At 65.7% G+C, this 26,682-nt stretch carries 18 protein-coding genes; 10 read left to right on the top strand and 8 right to left on the bottom strand.

What is annotated here, in order from left to right; translation table 11 throughout:
* Window positions 1-25 precede the first annotated feature (25 nt).
* The 5 genes from HAP48_RS18045 to HAP48_RS50035 form a co-directional block, all read right to left on the bottom strand.
* The gene (locus HAP48_RS18045; RefSeq protein ID WP_166211905.1) at window positions 26-2,140 is read right to left on the bottom strand and encodes an acetate--CoA ligase family protein; all 2,115 of its coding nucleotides are present in this window, start codon (window positions 2,138-2,140) and stop codon (window positions 26-28) included.
* 300 nt (window positions 2,141-2,440) lie between these two features.
* Entirely contained in the window at window positions 2,441-3,199 is a 759-nt protein-coding gene (locus tag HAP48_RS18040) for a VOC family protein (RefSeq protein ID WP_166216282.1), read from the bottom strand.
* Between the two features lie 15 nt (window positions 3,200-3,214).
* Window positions 3,215-4,009: an enoyl-CoA hydratase gene (locus tag HAP48_RS18035; protein ID WP_166211908.1), complete on the bottom strand. Its 795-nt coding sequence runs from the start codon at window positions 4,007-4,009 to the stop codon at window positions 3,215-3,217.
* Between the two features lie 121 nt (window positions 4,010-4,130).
* A complete protein-coding gene (locus tag HAP48_RS18030) occupies window positions 4,131-5,336 on the bottom strand; it encodes an ABC transporter substrate-binding protein (protein WP_166211911.1) in 1,206 nt (401 codons plus the stop codon).
* 181 nt (window positions 5,337-5,517) lie between these two features.
* Window positions 5,518-13,041, bottom strand: coding sequence for an Ig-like domain-containing protein (locus tag HAP48_RS50035; RefSeq protein WP_166211915.1), 7,524 nt, complete (start codon window positions 13,039-13,041; stop codon window positions 5,518-5,520).
* 440 nt (window positions 13,042-13,481) lie between these two features.
* On the opposite strand from HAP48_RS50035, the gene HAP48_RS18000 reads away from it, so the two are divergent.
* Both HAP48_RS18000 and HAP48_RS17995 read left to right on the top strand, forming a co-directional pair.
* Entirely contained in the window at window positions 13,482-14,273 is a 792-nt protein-coding gene (locus HAP48_RS18000; protein WP_175612418.1) for a thermonuclease family protein, read from the top strand.
* 53 nt (window positions 14,274-14,326) lie between these two features.
* Window positions 14,327-15,829: a M48 family metalloprotease gene (locus HAP48_RS17995; protein WP_420869878.1), complete on the top strand. Its 1,503-nt coding sequence runs from the start codon at window positions 14,327-14,329 to the stop codon at window positions 15,827-15,829.
* A gap of 62 nt (window positions 15,830-15,891) precedes the next feature.
* Here HAP48_RS17995 and HAP48_RS17990 read toward each other — a convergent pair whose 3' ends face one another.
* Window positions 15,892-16,293, bottom strand: coding sequence for a c-type cytochrome (locus tag HAP48_RS17990; protein ID WP_166211919.1), 402 nt, complete (start codon window positions 16,291-16,293; stop codon window positions 15,892-15,894).
* A gap of 86 nt (window positions 16,294-16,379) precedes the next feature.
* Complete coding sequence (locus HAP48_RS17985; protein ID WP_166211922.1) at window positions 16,380-16,763, bottom strand: hypothetical protein; 384 nt, start codon at window positions 16,761-16,763, stop codon at window positions 16,380-16,382.
* 185 nt (window positions 16,764-16,948) lie between these two features.
* Here HAP48_RS17985 and HAP48_RS17980 point away from each other — a divergent pair, with 185 nt between their 5' ends.
* Complete coding sequence (locus HAP48_RS17980) at window positions 16,949-17,758, top strand: transporter (protein WP_166211925.1); 810 nt, start codon at window positions 16,949-16,951, stop codon at window positions 17,756-17,758.
* A gap of 184 nt (window positions 17,759-17,942) precedes the next feature.
* Here the strand turns inward: HAP48_RS17980 and HAP48_RS17975 are convergent, their stop codons facing one another.
* The gene (locus HAP48_RS17975) at window positions 17,943-19,235 is read right to left on the bottom strand and encodes an MFS transporter (protein ID WP_166211928.1); all 1,293 of its coding nucleotides are present in this window, start codon (window positions 19,233-19,235) and stop codon (window positions 17,943-17,945) included.
* Window positions 19,236-19,480: 245 nt separating this feature from the next.
* Here HAP48_RS17975 and cyoA point away from each other — a divergent pair, with 245 nt between their 5' ends.
* The 7 genes from cyoA to HAP48_RS17940 all read left to right on the top strand — a co-directional run bounded on the left by cyoA (window position 19,481) and on the right by HAP48_RS17940 (window position 26,617).
* Complete coding sequence (gene cyoA / locus HAP48_RS17970; RefSeq protein ID WP_166211930.1) at window positions 19,481-20,647, top strand: ubiquinol oxidase subunit II; 1,167 nt, start codon at window positions 19,481-19,483, stop codon at window positions 20,645-20,647.
* Window positions 20,648-20,657: 10 nt separating this feature from the next.
* A complete protein-coding gene (gene cyoB / locus HAP48_RS17965; protein ID WP_166211933.1) occupies window positions 20,658-22,661 on the top strand; it encodes a cytochrome o ubiquinol oxidase subunit I in 2,004 nt (667 codons plus the stop codon).
* Window positions 22,658-23,287: a cytochrome o ubiquinol oxidase subunit III gene (gene cyoC / locus HAP48_RS17960; RefSeq protein ID WP_166211936.1), complete on the top strand. Its 630-nt coding sequence runs from the start codon at window positions 22,658-22,660 to the stop codon at window positions 23,285-23,287. Before cyoB ends, cyoC begins: the two co-directional genes overlap by 4 nt.
* Window positions 23,284-23,676, top strand: coding sequence for a cytochrome o ubiquinol oxidase subunit IV (cyoD, locus tag HAP48_RS17955; RefSeq protein WP_166211939.1), 393 nt, complete (start codon window positions 23,284-23,286; stop codon window positions 23,674-23,676). Before cyoC ends, cyoD begins: the two co-directional genes overlap by 4 nt.
* Before the next feature lie 272 nt (window positions 23,677-23,948).
* Entirely contained in the window at window positions 23,949-24,734 is a 786-nt protein-coding gene (locus tag HAP48_RS17950) for an SURF1 family protein (protein ID WP_224496501.1), read from the top strand.
* Window positions 24,735-24,762: 28 nt separating this feature from the next.
* Window positions 24,763-26,091, top strand: a complete 1,329-nt coding sequence (locus HAP48_RS17945; RefSeq protein ID WP_420869901.1) for an ATP-binding protein — start codon at window positions 24,763-24,765, stop codon at window positions 26,089-26,091.
* Window positions 26,081-26,617: a response regulator transcription factor gene (locus HAP48_RS17940; protein WP_166211948.1), complete on the top strand. Its 537-nt coding sequence runs from the start codon at window positions 26,081-26,083 to the stop codon at window positions 26,615-26,617. Before HAP48_RS17945 ends, HAP48_RS17940 begins: the two co-directional genes overlap by 11 nt.
* The last annotated feature ends 65 nt before the right edge of the window (window positions 26,618-26,682 follow it).

Raw genomic sequence — 26,682 nt, 5'->3', positions numbered from 1 at the left:
GGGACGACGGTGGGGAGATGGCTCGCTAAACCTTCGGCACCACCAGCGCGTCCACAATCGTCACGCCCTGCCCCTCCGGGTGCACCAGCACCGGATTGACCTCGATCTCGGCGATCTCGCTTGCATGCTGCGCGGCCAGCACCGAAATCTGCGAGATCAACCGCGCGAGCGCTGCGACATCCGCTTTCGGCGCGCCGCGGAAGCCGTGCAGCAGCGGCGCGGCCTTCAGCGTCTCCAGCATCGTGGTCGCCTCCAGCGCACTGACCGGCGCCGGGCGGTAGATCACGTCCTTGAACAATTCGGTGGTGATGCCGCCGAGGCCCACCATCACCATCGGCCCGAAGGTCGCATCCGTCATGGTGCCGACGATGATCTCGACGCCCTTCTTCGCCATCGGCCCGACCAGCACGCCCTGGATCGCGGCATCCGGCCGTTGTTTCTGCACACTCTCCAGCATGTCCCGATAGGCCGTGAACGCCGCGCCCTTGGCGGCGATGTTGACGCGGACGCCGCCGACTTCGCTCTTGTGCGCGATCGCGGGCGACTGGATCTTCATCACCAATGGAAATCCGGCGCGCTCGATCGCAGCGTCGAGCCCGTCGCGATCGGCCACCAGCACCTCGTCCGGCAACGCGATCCCGGCGGCGCGCAGCAGTGACTTGCTGTCATGTTCGGAGAGTGTCTTCGACCTGAGATGCGCGGAGAGATCGTGCGTCGCCGACGCAGATGCCGCCATCTCCGGCGCGGGCTCGAAGGCGGCATAGTCCGCCAGCCGCCGCATCGCGACGCCGACATGGGTCAGCCCGGAGAGCACCACCACGCCTGATTTCGCCAGCTCCTGCCGCGCGAAATGCGACGGCAGCGTGTAGGAATAGAACACCACCGGCTTGTTCTGCGCCGCGATCAGCGGCTTCAGCTCGGCCTCCTTGAACGCCATCCGCGTCTCGCTCGACAGCGACAGCACGACCAGGGTCGCGTCGACCTCGTCGGAGGCGTCGAACAATTCGATGCTCTTCTGCAGGCCACCGGAGGAGACGCCCTGCGCGGTGACGTCGACCGGATTGCCCGCCGCGCCATAGGACGGCATCCATTGCTTGATCTGGTTCTGGATCGCGATCGAAAGCTCCGGCACGCGCAGGCCCTGCATCGACACGGTGTCGGCGCCCCAGATGCCGGCGCCGCCTGATACCGTCAGCACCGCGACGCAGTCGCCCTTCGGCAACGGATTGGTGGTGAGAACCGCGGCGATGGTGACGGCCTCGTCGAGGTCGTTGGAGACGATAAAGCCGTATTTCGCGAACACCGCGTCATAGGCCGCCGACCAGCCCGCCATGCTAGCAGTATGCGACGCGGCCGCGCGCTCGCCGGCGCCGGAGCGGCCGACCTTGGTGACGATCACGGGCTTCCTGAGCTCTGCCGCGCGCTTCGCCGCAACCAGGAACTTGTCGACGTCGCGGATGCCTTCGATGAACAGCAGGATCACGTCGGTCGACGGATCCTGCACCATGTAGTCGAGGAACTCGCCGGCGCCGAGATCGCTCTCATTGCCGGCGCTGACGACATAGCTGAGGGCTACGCCGAGCGCCTTGGCGCGATGATAGATCGCAAAGCCGATGCCGCCGCTCTGCGCGACGATGCCGATCCGCCGCTTGCTCGCGACCAGATCGGGCGCATCCGGCTTGACGTCGACGGTCGGGCTGAAGGTCGCGGCGACCTTCTGCGCCTGGCTGTAAAAACCTTCCGCGTTCGGACCGGAAATCCGCATCCCGGTCCGCTTCGCCAGCGCCACGATCGCGTCTTGCATGTCGGCGCTGTCGCCGCCCTCCTCGGCAAAGCCGGACGAGATGATGACCGCGTTCTTGACGCCGACGGAGGCGCACTGCTCCAGCGCCGGCAACACCGCGCGGGCCGGAATGACGATGACGGCGAGATCGACCGGCGCGCCGATCTCGGCGATCGACTTGAAGCATTTCAAGCCGTCGATCTCGTCATAATTCGGATTGATCGGATAGAGCGCGCCCGGATAGAGGTTCTTGCGCAGCATCGCGAGCAGCCGCCCGGGAATCTTCTCGTGATCGCGCGAGGCGCCGATCAGCGCGATGCTCTTTGGGGCGAAAAAGGAATCGAGCGGATGCGGCATGCGGCGTTCCAATTGTTGTTATTGCGCCCAACGATATTGGATCGTAGCCGCCGGCTCAATCTCTCCGAACAACCGCCAATCGTTCCGTCATCCTGAGGAGGCCGCAACGCGGCCGTCTCGAAGGATCGACGGCCACCAGCCGGGCCGTGCATCCTTCGAGACGCGCTACGCGCTCCTCAGGATGACGGAAAAATGATTTTGTAGCCCGTCATTTGCGAGCGAAGCGAAGTAATCCATCATCCCTCCACTTGCGGAAACAATGGATTGCGTCGTCGCTTCGCTCCTCGCAATGACGGCGGACTACGCCGTCAGCTTGAACGTCACGCCACAGAGCAGGAACTCATCCCCCGCCACCGCGCAGCCCCTGGCTTTCGCGGCGTCCAGCACCTTGGCCTTGTCGGCGACCTTGAACGTCAAGCCGCGCATGATCTCGGCGTCGCCCGTGACGAAGCGGAAGGTCGCATTCGGCAGCTTCACGGCGGCCTCCCCGCTCGCGGGAACGCCAACGATCCTGCCCCAATGCTCCGCGAGCGCCTGCGGCTCGGGGCTCTGCATCTCGACCTCGATCAGCGCCAAAGTCGTGTCCTTGCGGATCGACTTCTGCCAGTCCGGGCCGGCCGGTGGATATGGCCCGAGGATGTCGTCGCTGCCGTCGGTGTGGTTGAACTCGATGAAGGCGGCGCGGCAGTCGCGCGGGTGCAGCTGCACACCGTGGTAGGGCGCGTGCGTGATCACGTTCGCGGTGCGCACGCCGATCGCATTGGCCTTTGCGCCGCGCGCATCGGGATCCTCGCAGCAGAAGATCGCCATGTAGCCGCCGCGGCCGCCGGTCTTCTCGATAAAACGGCCGGCTGCGGTGCCGGGCCCCGGCTGGAACGGCGCGACCACTTCCAGCAGGATGGCGTCGACCGGCAGCAGCGCGTTCTCGAGGCCGTATTTGGCGACGTTGCCGTCGCGGTAGCAGACATCGAGGCCCATGATCGCGGAGATGTCCGCGATCACGGGGGCGAGCTGCGGCGCCACCAGGCAGATCTGCCGCAGCCGCATGTACTCGGCCATGTGATTGGTCACGGCTTATTGACCCTGGAAGGTGGGCTTGCGCTTCTCGACGAAAGCCTTGGCCGCTTCCTTGTGGTCGGCGGTGTCGCCGGTGCGGGTGTGGTGGATCGCCTCGCCGTCGAAGCAGGCTTCGAGCGTCATGGTCTCGGCATTGTTGATGTTGCGCTTGATGTAGCCGAGCGTCACCGACGGTCCCTGCGCCAGCGATCGCGCGAGTTCCAGCGCTTCCGCCTCGACATCGGCATCGGGCACCACCTTGGAAACCATGCCGAGATTGTAGGCCTCCTGCGCCGACAGCACCGGCGACATCAGATAGAGCTCGCGTGCCTTGGCGCTGCCGAGCATCTTGGTCAGGAAATAGGTGCCGCCGTAATCGCCGGAGAAGCCGACCTTGGCAAAGGCGGTGGTGATCTTGCAGGAGGCACTGGCGACGCGGAGGTCGCAGGACAGCGCAATCGAGAGCCCGGCGCCGGCCGCCGCACCGTCGAGCTGTGCCACCACGGGCTTCGGCATCTGGTGCAGGATGCGCGAGACCTCCATGCCGCGGCGAAGGTTCGCCATCTTGGCCTCGAACGGCAGCGGCGCGCGGCCTTCCGCCATCGACTTGACGTCGCCGCCGACGCAGAAGGTGCCGCCGGCGCCCCGGATCAGCACCGCGCGAACGTCGGTATCGTCCTGCGCGCGCCGTGCCGCCTCAAGAAGGCCGCGCGTCATGTCCGGATTGAGCGCATTGCGCCGCTCCGGCCGGTTCATGGTGATGGTGAGCAGGCCATGCTCGAGGGATTGGAGAACCATCTGATTGTCGCTCATGGCGTTTTGCCTTTCGTTGTTGTTTTGAATCCGTCGTTCCGGGATGGTGCGTAAGCACCAGACCCGGAACCTCGAGATCCCGGGTTCGATGCTGCGCATCGCCCCGGGATGACGCTTCGCGTCACTTCTTCACCAGCGGGCAGCGCGAGTCGGCGAGCGGCTGGAACGCCTGCTCGCCCGGCACAGTCGCGAGCAGCTTGTAATCGTCCCAGCGGCCCTTCGACTCCGCGGGCTTCTTGACCTCGAACAGGTACATGTCGTGCACCATGCGGCCATCCTCGCGAATCCGGCCGTTCTTGGCGAACATGTCGTTGATCGGGGTCTCCTTCATCACCTTCATGACGGCGGCCGCATCCGTGGTGCCGGCGGCCTTCACCGCCTTCAGGTAATGCGTCACCGAGGAATAGACGCCGGCCTGCGCCGAAGTCGGCACCCGCTTGACGCGCTCCATGAAGCGTTTTGAGAACGCGCGGGTGTCGTCATTGAGGTCCCAATAAAACGCTTCCGCCAGCAGCAGCCCCTGCGCGGTATCGAGCCCGACGCTGTCGATGTCGGTCACGAAGGCGAGCAGCGGCGACAGCTTCTGGCCGGTCTTGGTGAGGCCGAATTCCGCCGCCTGCTTGATCGCGTTGATGGTGTCGCCGCCGGCATTGGCGAGCCCGATCACCTTGGCCTTGGAAGCCTGCGCCTGCAGCAGGAAGGAGGAGAAGTCCGAGGTGTTGATCGGATGCCGCACATTGCCGAGCACCTTGCCGCCCGACTTGACCACGACATTGCTGGTGTCCTTTTCCAGGTCCTGGCCGAACGCATAGTCCGCGGTCAGGAAGAACCATGTGTCGAGCCCGGATTTCACCGCGGCAAGGCCGGTCACATTGGCCTGTGCGAAAGTGTCGAACACATAGTGCACGGTGTAGGGGCCACAGGCCTCGTTGGAGAGGCGGATCGAGCCGGGGCCGTTGAACATGATGATCTTGCCGCGCGCCTTGGCGATCTCACCGGCGGCGAGCGCGGTCGCTGACGCTGCGACGTCGAAGATCATCTCGACGCCCTGGTTGTCGATCATGTCGCGGGCGATGTTGGCGGCAAGGTCGGCCTTGTTGAGGTGGTCGCCGACCACGATCTCGACCTTGCGGCCGAGCACCGTGCCGCCGAAATCCTCCACTGCCATCTTGGCCGCGGTTTCGCTGCCCGAGCCGGTGATGTCGGCATAGAGGCTCGACATATCGAGAATGCCGCCGAGCTTCAGCGGAGGCTTGTCCTGCGCCAGCGACGCATTCGCCGAGATCGCAAACATACAGGCCAACACGCCGGCCAAAACTCGTCTCATTCAAACCCTCCCTTGAAGCACGGACGTCATTCCGTCAGGTCCGTTTCGAGGGCCGGATCATGCCGCATGGCCCGCACTGCAGCAAGCCGCAGCGGCAGCAATCTGTTTTCCGCTAAGCGGAATGACACACCGCGCCGGAGCTGCCGGCGCGGCGTCGATATCTTCCAACCGCGATGCGAGATCAGAGATGAAAGTCGGGAACGGTGGAAAAGGGCGTTCCCGCAGGCAGTCCAAGGAATAGGTACTGCATACCGTATTGTCCGGCGAACGTCGTTGCCGCGGCGTCCATGATGACATGGCCGCCCAGATCGAGATGCAGCTCGGGCCGGGTGATCGCCCCGAGCGTGTAGGCCGGCGCGATGGTCTCGTTGATATGCAGCGCATCGAAGGCGGCTGATACCGCCGACAGCGAAGCCGCGTTGCCGGCGAGGTCGACGACGCTGGCGCCGTTGGCCGCGAAGCCGGTCACGGCCAGCGCCCCCGTGCGGTCCGTCGACGACACGATATGATCGAACACGAGCTTGGAGGGATCGCCGAGCAGCGCCGTCGCCGCGGCATCGTAGATCGCGCTGCCGCCGTCGTTCAGCGTCAGGGTCGGCGTGCCGCTGATGACGTGAACCGCTTCGTTGAAGCCGAAGGTCAGTTGCACCAACGAGCCTGTCGCCGCAACGCCGCCGGACGGGGTCGCGGTGATCCCGGTGAGATGCGGCGCTGACGTGTCGAGGGTGAAGGTCAGGCTCGACGATGCGCTGACATTGCCGGCGGCATCGACCTCCTGCACCGTCACCGAATGCACGCCGTCGGTCGTGAACACCGGCGCTGATGTCGAGAAGCTCGAGGCGCCGTCGGCCTTGAAGCGGAGCGTGTCGGCCGCATCGGCCTTGTAATAGTCGATCAGCGGATTGCTGGTGATGTGATCGGCGCCCGAGAATCCGGTGTCCTGATGCAGCATCAGCATCGGCGTCATTGGCGCCTTGGTGTCGCCGCTGAAATTGATGGAGTTGCTTGCCGCACCGGCATTGCCGGCGATGTCGGTGTAACTTGACGCGGTGACGGACAGATTGGCCGACAGATGGTCGGTCACGTCGGCCGTGAAGACCGCGGTGTAGATATCGTGGCCAGCGCCGTTGACGCCGACATGGACCAGGCTGCCGAGTAGACCGCCATGGACGGCGATATCGCCGAGGGTGAAACCCGCGACCGCCTCCGAGAAGGTGAAGGTCATCAGCGCCGCGTCGCCTGCATGCAGCACGGTGTGATCGGCCGCCACCGACACCGTCGGCGAATGCGTGTCGCCGCCGATGTTGGCGGTGTTGCTCGCCGCACCCGAATTGCCGGCGTCGTCGGTATAGCTCGCGGCCGTGACCCGGATCGAGCCCGCCACGACGTCGTTGATATCGGGCGCGAAGATCGCGGTGTAGACGTCCTGGCCTGAACCATTGAGCCCGACATGGACCAGATTGCTCAGCGCACCACCGGCGACGACGGTATCGGTGAGCGCAAAGCCCGCGACCTCTTCAGAGAAGGTGAAGGTGACGACCGAAGTCTGGCCCGCCAGCACCATGCTCGGGCTTGCGGCAACCGACACCGTCGGAGCCTTGGTGTCGCCGGTGAAATTGATGGTGCCGCTGGCCGCACCGCTATTGCCGGCAACGTCGGTATAAGCAGATGCGGTGACCTGCACCGAGCCTGCCTCGGCATTGCTCACATCAGGCGTGAAGATTGCGGTGTAGATGTCCTGACCCGACCCGTTGACGCCCACATGGACCAGATTGCCCAGCGCGCCGCCGTGCACGGCGACGTCACCGAGCGCGAAGTCCGCAACCTGCTCGGAGAAAGTGAACGTCACCAGCGCGGTCTGGCCCGCCAGCAGCGCGTTGCGATCCGCCGCGATCGATACGGTCGGTACCAGCGTGTCGCCGCCGATAGTCGCGGTGTTGCTCGCCGCACCGGCGTTGCCGGCCGTGTCGCTATAACCGGACGCGTTGACCTGCACCGAGCCGGTCTCGGTGTCGCTGACATCGGGCGTGAAGGTCGCGGTGTAGACGTCCTGGCCTGACACGTTGAGCCCGACATGCACGAGATTGCTCAGCGCCCCGCCATGGACCGCCGTGTCGGCAAGCGTGAAGCCGGACACGGCCTCGGAGAAGGTGAAGGTCGCAACCGAGAGGTCGCCGGCCAGCACCGTGTCCGGATTGAGCGTGACCGAGACCGTCGGCGCCATTGTGTCGCCAGTGAAGTTGACGGTGTTGCTGGCCGCGCCGGTATTGCCGGCCGTATCGGTATAACTGGATGCGTTGACCTGGACCGAGCCCGACTCGGCGTTGGTGACGTCGGGCGTGAAGGTTGCGGTGTAGACGTCCTGGCCGGCGCCGTTGACGCCGACATGGATGAGGCTGCTCAGCGCGCCCCCGCTGACGCCGACATCGCCGAGCCCGAAGCCCGCGACCGCCTCGGAGAAAGTGAAAGTCACGACCGCGGTCTGACCGGCCAGCAGCGCGGTGTGATCGGCTGATACCGACACGGTCGGCGCCTTGGTGTCGCCGGTGAAGTTGATCGTGTTGCTCGCCGCGCCGGAATTGCCGGCGACGTCGGTATAGCTTGACGCGTCGACCTGCACCGAGCCCGCCTCGGTATTGGTCACATCGGGCGTGAAGGTCGCGGTGTAGACGTCATGGCCGGAACCATCGACGCCGGCGTGGGCAAGATTCCCCAGCGTGCCGCCATGGACCGTGACATCGCCGAGCTCAAAGCCGGTGACGGCCTCGGAGAAGGTGAAGGTGACAACGGCGGTATCGCCCGCGGTCAGCGCGGTGTGATCGGCGGCGACATGCACCGTCGGCACCTTGGTGTCGCCGCTGAAGGTGATGGCGCTGCTTGCGGCGCCGGCATTGCCGGCAATGTCAGTATAGCCGGATGCGTTGACCTGCACCGAGCCCGCCTCGGAATCGGCCACACCGGGCGTGAAGGTCGCCGTGTAGATGTCCTGATGCGCGCCGTTGACGCCGACATGGACGAGATTGCTCAGCGTGCCGCCGCTGACCGTCGTATCCGGTAGCGCGAAGCCCGTGACCGCCTCGGAGAAGGTGAAGGTGACGGTCGAGGTCTGCCCGGCCAGCAGCGAGGTCGGGGTCGCGGCAACCGACACGGTCGGCGCGATCGCATCGATCACGAGATGCAAGTCGGTCGCCGCATGGCTCACGTCGGCATCCTGCCCGCCGGGATCCTTGATCGTGCCGCCGTTGAGCGAGAGGCTCTGCACCTGAAGGTCGGAGGTGCTGTCGCCGTCCTGTACGGTGTAGCTGAACACCAGCGCCTGTGAACCGCTGCCGCTGACATAGCTCGCGGCCTTGCCGTCGTTGAGCAGCAGTTCCGGCGTGCCGGTCACGCTCACCGTGTTGCTGAAATTGACGGTGATGGTCACGACCTTGCCGGTGTTCAGCGTCGTGAGGTGACCGGTGGTATCTGATGTGACCGAGGTGATGCTCGCCTGCGACCTGATCTCGAGATGCGGCGTCGCCGAGCCATCCGAGGCAAGGCTCAGCGAGCCGGCCGTGGCGCCGGCGCCAAAGCTCAGATTAAGCGAGGCGAGCGTCGTGCCGGCGCCGTTCTTCACCACCAGCACGCCGTTCGCGTAGGACAGCGTGGCCGTTGCGTCATAGGCGAGGTTGCCGAAATCGATGGTGTCGCCGCCGGCAAAGCCGGTGACCGAGCTGCCGAACGCCGTGCCCGAGAACGCCGCGGCATCGAGCACGAGCTTGTCAGTGGTTCCGTCCGTGAAGGCGATAGCGCCGGTTCCCGCCGCGCCGTTCGCCGCCAGTTCGAGCGTGGCGCCCATGATGACGGTGCCGCCCGAATAGGTGTTGTGCGCCGACAGCACGAGGCGTCCGCCACCGGTCACCTCGACATCACCCGGCGTCGCGCCATCGGAGATCACGCCACTCTGGGTGACGGTCTCGCTGGCCGCGACATTGAAGATCGGATCGCCCGCGACGGTAATGTTGTGGGTCTGCGTAAAACCGTCGGTGAAGCTGATGCCGGTGCCGTCGCCGAGCTTCAGGATGCTGATGACCGCGCCGAGATTGACGTTGGACGAGATCGAGACAACGGTGCCGCTGCCGCTGACCGCGGTGTTGCCGGTGTAGGTATTGTTGCCGCCGAGAATGACGGTGCCGCCGCCGCTGATGGCAAGGCCGCCTGTACCCGCATTGGCGCCGGTGCCGCCACTGCCGCTCTGGTCGGCGATGTCGTTCGCAATCGTCAGCGTCTCGCCGTTGTTCGGCGCGAAGCTGAGATTGCTGTTGCCCTGGATGAAGATGCCAGAGCCGTACGCCGAGCCGCTGGCCTGGCCGATGCCATTGGTGCCGCCGGCGACGGCGTTAAAGCCTGAATCATTCGTGAGCGAGCCGCCCTTGATGGTCAGCGAGCCGCCTTGCTGAACGAAGACCGTGCCGCCGGCGCCGAGGCCGCCACCGCCGCCCGGCGCGCCATTGCCGTTGGTGCCGCCATTGCCGCCGCCAAAGCCTCCGACACCGCCAATGCCGCCTCCGCCACCGAAGCCACCATCGCCGTTGTAGCCGCCGCCACCGCCGAAGCCGCCGTTGCCGCCATCGCCGCCGCCACCACCGAAGCCGCCGTTGCCGCCATCAGCCCCGTTGCCGCCGCCGATACCGCCCCCCGGCCCGTACGGTGCGCGAACGCCGCTGCCGATCCACCCCGCCGCGCCGCCGCCACCGCCATTGGCGCCGCCTGATCCGCCATACCAGTAAAGCATAGTCCCGCCACCGAACGGGATCAGGTAACCGTCGCTCCCTTTGCCGCCCCCGGCGGTGTTGGGGACAATGCCGGGCGAACCGTTGGCAAAGAGATCCGAGTCCGAGCCTTGAGCGCCGAGGCCAATCCCGCCGCCGCCGCTGCTCCCGCCGCGTCCGCCCATCCCGCCGCCACCGCCGAAGCCGTAGCCGGACGTGATACTGCCCGTGCCGCCGCCACCGCCGTTGCCGCCGATCGCGGCGCTGTTGTGGAAGGTGACGTTGTCGATCGTGGCGCTGCCATTCGACGAGACGAACAGCGCGCCGCCGAGCCCGGCGCCGCCGCCGCCGCCGCCGCCGCCGCGGACGACGCCGCCGCCTGCGGCCACCGTGTTCTGGATGGTCAGGTTCTCGAGATTGACGCTGCCGGCATAAACGAAGAAGCCACGCTGGGCGTTGATGCCGTCGATCGTATGCGTGCCGCCGTGGCCGTCGCTGCCGTTGATCGTAACGCTCGACCCGCTCAGCAGATTGAGCGCATACAGCTCCGACGTGAGGCTGAAGTTGGCGGTGATGTTGATCGTGTAGTTGGCATTCTGCGCGGCGTTCACCCCGCCGGAATCCATCTGCAGGATGGCGGCGTTGAGCTCGGCAACGTTGGAGACATTGAAGACGCGGGTCGAGACGATCTGCACGATCGTTCCACCGTTCGCATCCTGCGAGAGCTGGAAACTGGTACCGGCGCCGACCCCGGCAAGGGTCAGCGTATCGGTCGTGGTGCCGTTCGAGACCGAGAGCGTGTTGCCGGACAGGCTGACCGTGTTGAGCGACGGATTCTGGGTGTTGTAGTGCAGCCCGGTCAGGTCGACGAACTGGCCGGGATTGAAGTTCGCGATCGTGTTGGTGAACGCATTGCCGCTCAGCGCAGCGTTGTCGATCTTCAGCGTGCCGGCAATGCCTGTCGTGAACGAGATGTTACCGGCTCCAGCGGCGCCGGCCGCGGCGAGCCACACCGTGCCCGAATAGATCGTCGTGCTGCCGTAGGTGTTGGCGGCGTGGCCAAGCACGAGCGTACCGCCGCCGTCGATGCCGAGATTGCCGCTGCCGGTCACGAGGGCGGTGTCGGTGACGGTCGTACCGTTCGCGATCGACAGGATCGAATTGCCGCTGACCGAGAGCGCGTCGTCGAAAGTGCCGCTCGATGTCAGCGACAAATGCGCGCTGCTCAGTCCGAACGTCCCGGTCAGCCCGGCGAGCTGACCCATCCCGAGCTGCAACGTCCCGGCGCCGGACAGCATGAACGTACCGGAGCCGCTGATCGAGCCGGTATCCGCGATCGTGCCGGACGATATGTCGAAGGTGCCGCCGTTGCTGGTGAGCTGAATGTCGTGCGTGAAGGTATAGCCACCGGTCGTGGTCAGCGTGCCGCCATTGAGGATCAGCGCGCCGGCCGAGCCGCCGATGTTGTTGTCGGCCGTGATCGACAGGGTGTTGCCGGCGTCGATCTGGGTACCACCGACATAAGTACTTGCACCTGTCAGCGTGAGCGTCCCGCCGCCGGAGACGACCAGCTTTCCACTCGTGCCGCTGCCGCTGATGCCTTTTTCGTCGGCGATGGTGTCGCCGATCGTCAGCGTCGTGACGGTTTGCAGGCCCTGGGAAAACGTGGGCACGGTGTGCGTCGGCGTGACGACCATCGTGCCCTGGATGAAGATGTCGCCATAGGCGGAGCCATTGCCCGCGCCGTTGGCGCCGGTGCCGCCAGTCTCGGTGGCATCCATCAAGGTGCCGCCGATGACGGTGAGCTTGCCGCCCTGCTGGACGAAGATATCACCGCCGGCGCCTAATCCGCCGCCACCGCCGCCGGCGAGCGAGCCGCTGCCTGCACCAAACCCGCCGGTACCGGGCGTACCGTTCGAACCGCCGCCGCCGCCGCCAAAGCCGCCATCGCCGCCGGTGTGCGTGTATCCGCTGCCGTTGCCGGAGCCACCGCCTCCGCCGGCGAAACCACCATCGCCGCCGCCATAAATGCCACCGCCACCGCCGCCGCCCATGCCGCCGGCGCCGCCGAAACCGATGAGGGTGCCCGAGGGGCCACCGCCGACCGAGTTGGCGCCACCGATGCCGCCGCCGCCACCACCGACACCGCCGCCGCCGCCACCACCACTCGCACCACCGCTGGCATGCGCGCCGTAGCCAATGCCGCCGTAATTGTCGGCGCCCTGCCCGCCGCCCGCCGCACCTTCGATTGTCGCCGGTGTGCCGCTCGCACTGTTCGCGCCGGTCGAGGGATGCTGGCTGTCGGAGCCCGCCTCGCTGTAACCGTTGGCGCCGTTGCCGTGATAGCCGTAATAGTCTTGGCCGCCGAAGCCGCCGCCACCACCGCCGCCGCCATTGCCGCTGCCGCCGTCGGCACCGATGCCGCCGCCTCCACCGCCACCGCCGGCCGGATCGACCGCGCCGCCATTGCCACCTTTGGCGGTGTTGCTGCCGAAATTGACGTTGTTCAGCGTGACGTCGGCATTCTGCCCGACGAACAGGCCGCCGCCAAGGCCTGCGCCGCCACCACCGCCACCGGTGCCGCCACCGCCGCCGCTTGCGACGGCGTTGACGATGGTGAGATTCTTGAACGTCACCTTGCCGGCGACGACGACGAAGCCTTGATAGCCGCGGGCGTCGATGACGTCGCTGTTGTCCTGGCCGCCGAGCTGATTGTTGTAGTCGGAGTTGCCGTCGAAGGTCAGCGTCGAGCCGCTCATCAGATTGATGGCCGGCAGATCGTCCAGCAGCTGCAGCGTGCGCGCGGCGCCAGAGGTCGAGAAGTTGATGATGTAGTCGGTGTTGGCCGCAGCCAGGCCGCCGCCGACGCTGATCGCCGAAATCGCGTTGTAGAGCTGGGTGTAATCGTGGACCGGATCGCTGGTCGTCAGCGTGAGAACAACAGGATTCGACACCAAGGACCTCGGCAATATCAGTGGCGACTGCGATCCGTCGCTGTTTCAAAAAATTGCCGATTAGTTACATTGCGCCGCAAGCCATTGGCAACAATAACGAATTCTCATTCCGCGCACGGACTTGAGATGGTGAAGCGGTAAGGTTGATGCGCGCCAGGACCGCGCTGCGCAGGTGCGGACGGCAATCTGCGTCACGATCAGGAACACAGAAGACGAGTCCACCCCTCGGAGGGTCCGGGCCATTGTGAAACTCGCAACACGACTTTGCGCGCAATGAGAAGTGCCGCAAAGAATTGATCCGCAATGCGTTGCCGAATCAAGGATGGCTCCATCGATGCCGTCTCGCTTCGCTTGTGGCTCCGATGCGATCTTTCCGTCAGACTGAGCTTATTTGCGACTGCGCTCCGAACGGAGCGCACCGGAACGACGAGTGCAGCATGATGCTTCCACGCGATACAGCATGGCGTCGCCGTCTGCGGGCGGTGACGATGACATTTTGCGCCCTCGCGATCGGCGCCTGCATCGGACGCGCCGAGGCGGCCGGATGCAGTTTCGAGAGCCAGGGCGAGGGCCGTGTTACCGCAGTAATCGACGCGCGCGGCTTTCGGCTCGACGACGGGCGTGAGGTCAAGCTTGCCGGCATCGAGGCGGCGGACAGGACGAAGGCCGCCGCCACGCTGTCGGCGCTGTTGCTCGGCCGCGACGTGACGCTGCGCGGACAGGACGACACGCCGGACCGCTATGGCCGGCAGCCGGCCTATGCTTTCCTCGAAGGCCAAGAGATGCCCGTGCAGGGTGAATTGCTGCGCCGTGGCCTCGCTCTGGTGTCTTCAGAGATCGCCGACAAGGACTGCGCCGCGGCCCTGATGGCGGCGGAGGCCGAGGCGAGGACCGCCCGATCGGGAACCTGGGCCGAGTCCGGCGTCATAAAAAACGCCGAAAGTTCCGACGATATTTTGACCGGGATCGGGCGTTTTACAGTGGTCGAGGGCAGGGTTTTGTCCGTGCGTCAGGCTGGCGCGACGACCTATCTGAATTTCGGCCGAAACTGGACTCGGGACTTTGCTGCGACTATTTCAAGGCGCATAGTCCCTGCGTTCGAGGCGGCGGGGCTTGCGCCCAAGTCTCTGGAAAATCGTAGGATTCGTGTGCGAGGCTGGGTGGAAGCACGACGTGGGCCGCGAATCGAATTGCTCCGGGTGGGGCAGCTTGAAGTGCTCGGCGGGAACTAGGGGCCGGGAGGCCATGCCCCGGCGGTTCACGGGACAATTTGTGGGTATTTGACGTGATTGAGCACGCAGGACGGCGTGAAGAGGGGACTGGCCGCCGCCTTTGGGCTGCGCCGGCGCTTGTCTGCGCGGCCCTGACGCTCTCGGCCTGCGGCAATATCGGCAATGTCGGCCGTTTCGAGCAGGCCCCCCCGACCGCAGCGGCGGCTCCGGCGAAGCCGAATCGCGTGGTGCAGCAGACGCCCAATAGCGAGCGCGAGCATGAGCGCATCCTGTCGGCCTATGGCGGCGCCTATGACGATCCGAAGCTCGAGGCCCTGATCAGCAAGACCGTCGATCAGTTGGTCGCCGCGTCCGAACGGCCCGACCAGGCCTACAAGGTCACGATCCTCAATTCCGGCGCGGTCAACGCCTTCGCGCTGCCGACCGGCCAGCTCTACGTCACGCGCGGCCTGATCGCGCTCGCCAGCGACACCTCCGAACTCTCCTCGGTGCTGAGCCACGAGATGGCGCATGTGCTGGCCAAGCACGCCGCGATGCGCGAGGACCAGGCGCGCCAGGCGGCGGTGGTGACGCGCGTCGTCACCGACATGAGCAGCGACCCCGATCTCACGGCGCTGGCGCTCGCCAAGACCAAGCTGACGATGGCGAGCTTCTCGCGGCAGCAGGAGTTCGAGGCCGACGGCATCGGCGTCGGGATCGCGGCGCGCGCGCATTTCGATCCCTACGGCGCGGCGCGCTTCCTGACCGCGATGGAGCGCAATGCCGCGCTCAAGGTCGGCAAGACCGCGCTCGATCCGCGCGCGCAGGACTTCACCTCGTCGCATCCGGCAACGCCAGAGCGCATCTCCAACGCGCAGACCACCGCGCGGCAATATTCGTCGCCCGAAAACAACGAGCGCGACCGCGAGACCTATCTCGCCGCGATCGACAACATCGTCTATGGCGAGGACCCCAGCGAGGGGTTTGTGCGGGGCCGCCGCTTCCTGCATCCCAAGCTCGGCTTCACCTTCACCGCGCCCGACAATTTCACGCTCGACAACACCGCGCAGGCGGTGATCGGCGTCCGCGAGGGCGGCAGCCAGGCGATGCGCTTCGATGTGGTGCGGGTGCCGGCCGAGCAGTCGCTCGGCGACTATCTGAACTCCGGCTGGATGGAAGGCGTCGAGAAGTCCTCGACCGAGGACCTCAACATCAACGGCTTTCCGGCGGCATCGGCCACCGCGCATGGCGACCAGTGGCAGTTCAAGGTCTACGCGCTGCGCTTCGGCAGCGACGTCTATCGCTTCATCTTCGCCGCCAAGCAGAAATCCACCGAAAGCGAGCGCAACGCGCGCGAGACCGTCAACTCGTTCCGCCGCCTGACGCTCGACGAGATCCAGGCCGCGCGCCCGCTGCGCATCAAGGTCATCAATGTGCAGCCCGGCGATACCGTGGAATCGCTGTCGCACCGCATGGCCGGCGTCGATCATCCGGCCGAGCGCTTCCGCGTGCTCAACGGACTCGATTCCCACGCCCAGGTGAAGCCGCGCGACCGCGTCAAGATCGTGGTGGATTGAGGCCGTACACGCACACCACCGTCGTCCCGGCGAACGCAGGGACGACGTGGAGAGAGAATGCGCTATTTCGCCTTCTCCTTGAGGAACGCGATGATGTCGGCGCGATCCTTCGGATCCTGAACCTCGTAGAACATCTTGGTGCCCGGAACCATGGCGTCCGGACCGGTCAGCCATTTGTCGAGATTCGCCTCGGTCCATACGATCTTCGAGTCCTTCAGCGCCGGCGAGTAATTGTAGCCCGCGACGGTGCCGGCGAGGCGGCCGACGACACCCTTGTGCATCGGGCCGACGTCGTTCTTCTCGATCGAATGGCAATCGCCGCAGCCCTGATACAGCGTGGCGCCGCGCGCCGGATCTCCTGCCGCCCGGGCGCTGTTGAGGGCGAGCAGAAGCGCAATCGCCGCCATCGCGGCGAGTTTGGCGTGCCGCGGCGCGATGGCGCCTGCGATCGAACGAATGGTCATTCCATGGGGCTCCTGTTTGCCACCACAACAGGAGCAGCCACGCTGCCATTCTATTCCCTGAAATTCCGCCTGCGGGCGCGGTTCCTTCAATCCTCGCAGCGGCCGACGTAATTGCGGATCAGATGATAATGCGCGCCCGTCCGGGCGTAGTCCTGATGCAGGCAGCCATCGGCGCGGTGGTGCAACTGCTGCGCGCCCTCGCAATTGAAATGCTCGAAATGCAGCCTGACCACGCGGGCGTTGTCGAGATAGGTCGCGAAATAGTGCCCGGCATTGGGCCGCGACCCGCACATATGCAGGACCGCATTGCGGATATCGGGCGGCAGATTGTCGATGCGCTCCGCGTTCCAGGGGTCATCGCGCGGAAAACTGCCCCCGCGGGCAAGGGCTCCCGATGGGTCCAGCAGACCCAGCAGCAGAGCGCCAATGGCAATCGGTGCGCGATATTCACGTGGCGTTCGAGCGGTCATGCCGTGCCGCCTCGATCGGCAGCTCAAGCTTGCCGCACAATGGCGCCGGACGCCAGCCGCATTGATCGCTGACATCAGCACGTCTTGTTGAAGTTTTTTCCCGCCTGCCAGGAATATCCGCGTCATCGGCCGATCTATTCCAAGCTGCCACCTCCGCAGCGCGCCGCGCGACAGGAGCATCCCCAGTGTTTCCCAACCGGTGCGGCGCCGTCGCTCGACTTGCCCAACTCGGGTGCGCGCTTGCTGCGCTCACACTCGCAGCAGCCACCGCTGCGCGCGCGGACGGTTGTCCCAAGGCGAGCGACGAAATTGCGACCGACCGGCCCGACGTAACCAATTCGAGTATCGTCGTGCCGGTCGGGAGCTTGCAGAACGAGAACGGCGTCAACCTGACCGGCCGCAACGCTGGCCGCAGCATCGACGGCAGCAACAGCCGCTGGCGGCTCGGCATTGCACCCTGCCTCGAAGCGCTGATCGACCTGCCGAGCTATACCGGCACGCTGAAGTCGCCGGGAGCCTCGGGCTTTTCCGACGTCGCGCCCGGCATCAAATGGCAGATCAGCCCGGTGCCGGGGAAGATCGACCTCTCGCTCACCGCCGGCGTCGCGCTGCCGACCGGTGCGGCCGAAATCGCCGGGCGCGGCGCGCAGCCCTACATCCAGCTGCCATGGTCCTGGGAGCTGCATGACGGCTGGGGCGTCAGCGGCATGTTCACGGAATTCTTCCGCCCCGCCGAACTGACCGGACGGCATATGTCGGAAGCGACCTTCGTGATCGAGAAGAAGCTGACCGAGCGGATGAGTGTGTTCACTGAGTATGTCGGCGACTATCCCGACGGCGCGCGGCCGACCCAGCTGATCAATTCCGGCGGTCTCTACCGGATCACGCCGACCCAGCAGGTCGACCTCCATATCGCGTTCGGGCTCAACCGCAACTCGCCGAACTATATCGTCGGTGCGGGGTATTCGTTCCGCGTCGACGGACTGTTCCGATGACGATGGGTGATGGGCCCATCTCCATCCACGCGGCGCTTCCACCTCCCCTTGAAAAGGGGAGGTCGCTTTGCTCGCCAGAGCAAAGCGGGTGGGGATCTTCTCTCTCCGCTTGCAGCGTCGCCTGCGGCTGACCCCCATCCCGACCTTCCCCTTTCAGGGGGAAGGAGAAGACCGGGCTGCGTGACTAATTGACTTCCGCTTCGCGCAGGCCGCTGAGCCACAGCGCCAGCAGCGTCCACACCGCGCCCGACAGGAGATAGGCGCCGGCCGAGATCAGGCCGAAATGGGTCGCCAGCAGCAGCGCTGCGAGCGGCGCAAAGCCGGCGCCGAACAGCCAGGCGAAATCCGAGGTCAGCGCCGAGGCCGTGTAGCGATAGGTCCGCGCGAAGCTCGAGGCGATCGCGCCCGACGACTGGCCGAACGACAGCCCGAGCAGCACGAAGCCGAGCACCATGTAGACGGTCTCGCCGACCGCACCGGCATCGAGCAGCTGCGGGGCGAAGCCGCTATACACCGCGATCGCGACCGCGGACCCCAGCAGCAGCGGCTTGCGCCCGACGCGGTCGGCGATCATGCCGGAGGCGATGATCGCGACGACGCCGACCGCGGCGCCGATCATCTCGATGATCAGGAAGCGCACCGGGCTTTCCCTGGTGAACAGGAACACCCAGGACAGCGGAAACACCGTGACCATGTGGAACAGGGCAAAGCTCGCCAGCGGCGCGAAGGCGCCGAGCAGGATGTGGCGGCCCTCCTGCTTGATGGTCTCGCCGACGCGCGCCGGCTCCAGATCGCGGCTTTCGAACAGCTCGGAATATTCATCGGTCGCCACCATGCGCAGCCGCGCGAACAGCGCCACCACGTTGATGGCGAAGGCGACGAAGAACGGATAGCGCCAGCCCCAATCGAAGAAATCATCCGCCGAGAGGTTGCCGGCGAAGAACGCGAACAGCGCGCTCGCCACGATCAGCCCGAGCGGCGCGCCGAGCTGCGGCACCATCGCATACCAGCCGCGGCGGTTCGGCGGCGAATTCATCGCAAGCAGCGAGGCGAGACCGTCCCACGCGCCGCCCCAGGCGATGCCCTGCGCGAGCCGCGCGGCGGCCAACAGCCAGATCGCCGCCACGCCGATCGTGTCGTAGCCGGGCAGGAAGGCGATCGCGACCGTGGAGGTGCCGAGCAGGACCAGCGCGATGACGAGCTTGGCGCCCTTGCCGTGGCGGCGGTCGACCGCCATGAAGATCACGGTGCCGAGCGGCCGCGCGGCGAAAGCCAGCGCGAAGATCCCGAACGAATAGAGCGTGCCGGTCAGTTCATTGACGAACGGGAAGACCAGCTTCGGGAACACGATCACCGAGGCGATCGCATAGACGAAGAAGTCGAAGAATTCCGAGGTGCGTCCGATGATGACGCCGATGGCGATTTCGCCGGGTTTCGCCTGCCCGTGACCTGATGCCGTCGGGGAGCCGTGAGCCATTGCTGGGGCCTGTGCCATCGCCGGAGACCGTCCTTTCGAGCATGATCCGGAAAAGTGGAAACCGGTTTTCCGAACAGACCATGCTCAAATTAGAGATGAGGCCACGGGCAGAATTTGCCGCGCGGTCCACCTCACCTTCTGACCTCCCATCCCGCAGTGCAACATTGGACAAATTGTCCAATGTCAACTTTGCTGCATCGCAGCTACCCGTTGGCGGAACTCATGAAATTCTAGCGGGGTGAGCCGTGCGCGCCTTGAAACTATTGGCCTTATTGCCGTTCGCGGCGTTCCTTGGCGGGTGCGATTTCGTCGTCCTGGCGCCCGCCGGCGACATCGCCGCCCAGCAGCGCGACCTCGTCGTGATCTCCACCATCCTGATGCTGGTGATCGTGCTTCCGGTGATGGCGCTGACCATCTTCTTCGCCTGGCGCTACCGCCAATCCAATACCGAAGCACCCTACGAGCCGGAGTGGGATCACTCGACCCAGCTCGAGCTGGTGATCTGGTCGGCGCCGCTGCTGATCATCATTTGCCTGGGTGCGCTGACCTGGATGGGCACGCATCTGCTCGATCCCTACCGCTCGCTCGGCCGCATCGCCGCCGACAAGCCGATCGAGAGCAAGGATGCCCCGCTCAATGTCGAGGTGGTCGCGCTCGACTGGAAGTGGCTGTTCATCTACCCGGATTACGGCGTCGCCGCCGTCAACGAGCTCGCCGCTCCGATCGACCGCCCGATCCGCTTCCGCATCACGGCCTCCTCCGTGATGAACTCGTTCTACATCCCCGCCCTCGCCGGCCAGATCTACGCGATGCCCGGCATGGAGACCAAGCTGCACGCCGTCGCCAACCAGGAGGGCACCTTCCGCGGCTTCTCCGCCAATTACAGCGGTGCCGGCTTCTCCGGCATGCATTTCGACTTCAAGAGCCTGTCGTCCCAAGGCTTCGACAAGTGGGTCGCCAACGCCAAGGCCAGCACCAACATGCTCGGCCGCACCGACTATCTGCAGCTCGAGCGTCCGAGCCAGAACGATCCGGTGCGGCTCTACGGCACCGTCGATCGCGATCTCTACAAGGCGATCCTCAACATGTGCGTCGAGCCCGGCAAGATGTGCATGAGCGAGATGATGGCGATCGACGCCAAGGGCGGCCTCGGCCGCGAAGGCCTCAACAACACCCTGCCGCTCACTTACGACAAATACGCCCGCCGCGGCGCGCCGCTCGGCACCGAGCCGACCTTTGTCGCCGGCATCTGCTCGATGGACGAGATCAAGGATGCGCCGTCGCGCGACGTTCTCGCCCCGCTCGATCTGACGCCGCTGCGCGGCGTCGGGCTGAAGCCGCCGCCGTTCTCGCCCGCCCATCCGTCATCGACGTCTTTGCTGCTCGGCCAGCGCCCGAAATCAGACTCCTGAGGAGCGCCGCATGAATCCCGATCTCATCAAGATGATCTTCGGCCGCCTCAATCTGGAAGCGCTGCCGTTCCATGAGCCGATCCTGGTCGGCACTTTCGCGGTGGTCGCGACCGGCGGCCTCGCGCTGTTTGCGCTGGTCACCTACTTCCGGCTCTGGGGCTATCTGTGGCGCGAGTGGTTCACCACCGTCGACCACAAGCGCATCGGCATCATGTACATGATCCTCGGCATCGTGATGCTGCTGCGCGGCTTCGCGGACGCACTGATGATGCGCCTGCAGCAGGCGATCGCCTTCAACGGCTCCGACGGCTATCTCCCGGCCCATCACTACGACCAGGTCTTCACCGCGCATGGCGTGATCATGATCTTCTTCGTGGCGATGCCGCTGGTGACCGGCCTGATGAACTATGTGGTGCCGCTGCAGATCGGCGCCCGCGACGTTTCCTTCCCTTTTCTGAACAACTTCAGCTTCTGGATGACGGTCGGCGGCGCCGTGCTGGTGATGATGTCGCTGTTCGTCGGCGAATTCGCCCGCACCGGCTGGCTCGCCTACCCGCCGCTGTCGAACATCGGCTACAGTCCTGACGTCGGCGTCGACTATTACATATGGGGGCTACAGGTCGCCGGCGTCGGCACGACGCTCTCGGGCATCAACCTGGTCTGCACCATCGTCAAGCTGCGCGCGCCGGGCATGACGATGATGAAGATGCCGGTGTTCACCTGGACCTCGCTCTGCACCAACGTCCTGATCGTCGCCTCCTTCCCGGTGCTGACCGCGGTGCTGGCGCTGCTGTCGCTCGACCGCTACGTCGGCACCAATTTCTTCACGAACGACTTCGGCGGCAACCCGATGATGTACGTGAACCTGATCTGGATCTGGGGCCACCCCGAGGTCTACATCCTGGTGCTGCCGGCGTTCGGCATCTTCTCCGAGGTGACCGCGACGTTCTCCGGCAAGCGGCTGTTCGGCTACACCTCGATGGTCTACGCCACGGTCGTCATCACCATCCTGTCCTACCTGGTCTGGCTGCACCACTTCTTCACGATGGGCTCCGGCGCCAGCGTGAACTCGTTCTTCGGCATCACCACCATGATCATCTCGATCCCGACGGGCGCGAAGATGTTCAACTGGCTGTTCACGATGTATCGCGGCCGGATCCGCTTCGAGCTGCCGATGATGTGGACGGTGGCGTTCATGCTGACCTTCGTGATCGGCGGCATGACCGGCGTGCTGCTCGCGGTGCCGCCGGCCGATTTCGTGCTGCATAACAGCCTGTTCCTGATCGCGCATTTCCACAACGTGATCATCGGCGGCGTGCTGTTCGGCCTGTTTGCCGGCATCAACTACTGGTTCCCGAAGGCGTTCGGCTTCAGGCTCGATCCGTTCTGGGGCAAGCTGTCGTTCTGGTTCTGGGTCTCGGGCTTCTACTTCGCCTTCATGCCGCTCTACGTGCTCGGCCTGATGGGCGTGACCAGACGGCTCCGCGTGTTCGACGATCCGTCCTTGCAGATCTGGTTCGTCATCGCGGCTTTCGGCGCGTTCCTGATCCTGCTCGGCATCGGCGCGATGCTGGTGCAGTTCGCGGTCAGCATTCTCAGACGCGAACAGCTCAAGGACACCACCGGCGATCCCTGGGACGCGCGCACGCTGGAATGGGCGACATCGTCGCCGCCGCCGGACTACAATTTCGCCTTCACGCCCGTGGTCTACGACAACGACGCCTGGTGGGACATGAAGCGCCGCGGCTACCGGCGCCCGCTCACCGGCTTCAAGCCGATCCATATGCCGTCCAACACCGGCACCGGCGTCATCCTCGCCGGACTGGCGACGGTGATGGGGTTCGGCCTGATCTGGTACATCTGGTGGCTCGCCGCCGTCAGCTTCATAGCGCTGCTCGCGGTCGCGATCGGCCACACCTTCAACTATCACCGCGACTTCCACATCCCGGCGGATGAGGTGGTGCGGGCCGAAGACGCGCGGACGCGCGTTCTCGCCGCGGGAGCCCAGCCATGACCGTTGCTACCGTCTCCACCCAAGGCTCCGAACCGGTCTTTCACGTCATCGACGAGCATGCGCATCCGGAAGGCGCCAGCACCATGCTGGGCTTCTGGATCTACCTGATGAGCGACTGCCTCATCTTCGCGATGCTGTTTGCGACCTATGGCGTGCTCGGCGGCAATTATGCCGCCGGCCCGGCGCCAAAGGACCTGTTCGACCTCAAGCTGGTCGCGCTCAACACCACGATGCTGCTGCTCTCCTCGATCACCTACGGCTTTGCCATGCTGACGATGGAGAAGTCGCGGATCGGCGCGACTCAGATCTGGCTTGCGATCACCGGACTGTTCGGCCTCGCCTTCCTCGGCATCGAGCTCACCGAGTTCGCGCACATGATCCATGAGGGCGCAACGCCGCAGCGCAGCGCCTTCCTGTCGTCGTTCTTCACCCTGGTCGGCACCCACGGCCTGCACGTCACCTTCGGCCTGGTCTGGCTGGTGACGCTGATGGTGCAGACCGCGCGTTTCGGCCTGACCGAAGCCAACCGGCGCCGGCTGATGTGCCTCTCGATGTTCTGGCACTTCCTCGACGTGGTGTGGATCGGCGTCTTCACCTTCGTCTACCTCCTGGGAATGCTGCGATGACAACAGACTCTCACGCCCTGCACTCCGCCGCCGGCGATCACGGCCACCACGCCCACGATGGCGCCGCCCATGGCTCACTGAAGACCTATCTGATCGGCTTCGGCCTCTCGGTGATCCTCACCGCGGTGCCGTTCTGGCTGGTGATGATCGGCGCGATCGCCGACAAGGCGGTCACCGCGCTGATCGTGCTGGTGCTCGCCGCGGCGCAGATCGTCGTGCACATGGTGTACTTCCTGCACATGAACACGCGGTCCGAGAACGGCTGGACCATGATGGCGCTGATCTTCACCGTGATCATGGTGGTGATCGCGCTGACCGGCTCGCTGTGGGTCATGCATCATCTCAACGTCAATATGATGCCCCTGCACGACATGAGCCAGATGCCGTGACGATGCGGGGCGCTGCAGGCCCTTCTTCACCTCTCCCGCTTGCGGGGGAGCGTAGGCCGCCGTCGGCGGCCGTCTCTGAAGAACGCCGAAGCAAAGCTTCGGCTACGTCGCATCGTAAGATGCGATCCGGGTGGGGGCTTTCTCCACTCAATGAACCTTCCGACTCGCGGCGACACCCCCACCCCAACCCTCCCCCGCAGGCGGGAGAGGGGGCGCAGTCCCGACGCGGCCGCAATTCTGCGCTCCGCCGTTACACGCTGCTCACGCTCGGCATGCTGGGCGTGGTGCTGCTGACCGCGCTCGGAGTCTGGCAGGTCGAACGCAGGACCTGGAAGCTGGCGCTGATCGAGCGGGTCGAGCAGCGTATGCATGCGGCGCCGATAGCGCCACCGCCGCCTTCGTCATGGCTGGCGGTCACCGCCGCGAGCGACGAGTACCGCCGCGTCACCGTGCGCGGCACTTTCCTCAATGCCGACGAGACGCTGGTGCAGGCCGTGACAACGGACGGCCCGGGCTTCTGGGTGCTGACCCCGCTGCAAACGGCCGACGGAACCACGGTGCTGGTCAATCGCGGCTTTGTGCCGCCTGAGCGGCGCGATCCCGCGACACGGCGCGACGGCGAGCCGCAGGGCACCGTCAGCGTCACCGGCCTCTTGCGAATCTCGGAGCCGAAGGGCGGCTTCCTGCGCAACAACGACCCCGCATCGGGCCGCTGGTATTCGCGCGACGTCACTGCGATCGCAGCCAGCCACGGATTGTCGAAAGTAGCCCCCTTCTTCATCGACGCCGATGCGACGCCCAATCCGGGCGGCACCCCGGTCGGCGGGCTCACGATGGTGCGGTTTCCGAACAACCACCTGATTTACGCGCTGACATGGTTCGCGCTGGCCTTTATGCTGGCGGGCGCGCTCCTGCGCATCATCAGCGGCGGGGGTCGCGCCGGCGCCGATCCAAGGTGGGACTCACGACGCGCCGCCGTGCGCCGCCTGATCGGCGCAGCCCGCAATCTGTCTCGCGACACAGGCCCAGATGCTCGAGCGCACATCGGATCCGCATGACGAAAAGGCCGCGACCGGCTCGGCCGTGATGCCGCACGCCGTGAGCGGAGCCGCCGGCATGCCGTTCGATCTCGCAGCCCCGGCCGACGTCGCCACCAACCGCAAGAACATGGCCCTGCTGGTCCAGCTGCGCTGGATCGCGGTGATCGGCCAGATCGCGACCATCGGCTTCGTGCAGTTCTGGATGGGCGTCGCGCTGCCGCTGATGCCGATGGCGGCCGTGATCTCGGGGCTGGTGGCGCTCAATCTCGTCAGCCTGCTGTGGCTGCGCTACCGCGCCGACATCAACAACCGCGAGCTCCTGATCGCGCTGACGCTCGACGTTGCTGCGCTCACCGTCCTGCTCTATCTCAGCGGCGGCGCCACCAATCCTTTCACATCGCTCTATCTGCTGCAGGTCACGCTTGGCGCGGTGCTGCTCGACGCCCCCTCGACCTGGTCGCTGGTGGCGCTGGTGTGCATGAACTTCGCCTGGCTGACCAGCTACTACCGGCCGCTGGAGCTGCCGCAGCAAGGCTTTGCCGATGCGTTCAACCTCCATATCGTCGGCACCTTCATCGGCCTCGTGCTCGACGCCGTGCTGCTCGTGGTGTTCATGACGCGGATCAACCGCAACCTGCGCGACCGCGACCTCCGCCTCGCGGCGCTGCGCCAGGACGCGGCCGAACAGGACCACATCGTCCGGATGGGGCTGCTGGCCTCCGGTGCCGCGCACGAGCTCGGCACGCCGCTTTCCTCGCTCTCGGTCATCCTGGGCGACTGGCGCCGGATGCCGGCGCTCGCCTCCGATCCCGAGCTGGCGCAAGACCTCGGCGAGATGGAGATCTCGGTGCAGCGCTGCAAGACGATCGTCACCGGCATCCTGCTGTCGGCCGGCGAGGCCCGCGGCGAAGGGTCCTCGCCGACCACGGTCGCCGCGTTCCTGTCGGCGCTGGTCGAGGAATGGCGGACGTCGCGGCCGTCGGCCACGCTGTATTTCCGCAACGCCTTCGGGGCCGACCTGCCGATCGTCTCCGACATCGCGCTCAAGCAGGCGATCTTCAACGTGCTCGACAATGCCGCCGAGGTCTCGCGCGACTGGATCGAGCTGACGGCGGAGCGCGATCGCGACAGGCTGGTGCTGTCGGTGATCGATCGCGGCCCGGGCTTCTCGCGCGAGATGCTGGCGCATGTCGGCAAGCCGTATCAATCGACCAAGGGCAGCCCCGGCAGCGGCCTCGGCCTGTTCCTGGTCGGCAACGTGGTGCGCAAGCTGGGCGGCGTGGTGACGGCGCGCAACCGGCCGGACATCGGCGCCGCGGTCAGGCTCGAGCTGCCGCTCTCGACGCTCGCGATCGGAGACCATCTTGACGGATGAACGCCAGCTCCTGATCGTCGAGGACGATTCAGGCTTTGCCCGCACGCTGAAGCGCTCGTTCGAGCGCCGCGGCTATGGTGTCGCGGTGTCGGCCTCGCTCGACGAGGTCCGCGATCTCCTGGAAGTACAATCGCCCGGCTATGCCGTGGTCGACCTGAAGCTCGCCGGTGGCGCCTCCGGTCTCGCCTGCGTCGAAGCGCTGCACGCGCATGATCCTGACATGCTGATCGTCGTGCTGACCGGGTTCGCCAGCATCGCGACTGCGGTCGAGGCGATCAAGCTCGGCGCCTGCCACTATCTGGCCAAGCCCTCCAACACCGACGACATCGAGGCCGCATTCCTTAAAGCGCAAGGCAATGCCGCCATCGAGGTCGGCGCGCGGCCGACCTCGATCAAGACGCTGGAATGGGAACGCATCCACCAGACCCTGATCGAGACCGATTTCAACATCTCCGAAGCCGCCCGCCGCCTCGGCATGCACCGCCGGACGCTGGCGCGCAAGCTCGAGAAGCAGCGGGTGAAGTAGGCGACAGAGGCCGACGACGCCAACGAGACACGCGAATGCGCGCCTGATTCAGCCGGCCGCCCCTC

It is taken from the genome of Bradyrhizobium septentrionale (assembly GCF_011516645.4).
Classification (GTDB): Bacteria; Pseudomonadota; Alphaproteobacteria; order Rhizobiales; family Xanthobacteraceae; genus Bradyrhizobium; species Bradyrhizobium septentrionale.
Note: the sequence above shows the minus strand (reverse complement) of the source record. Positions and strands in the feature narration are given on the sequence as shown.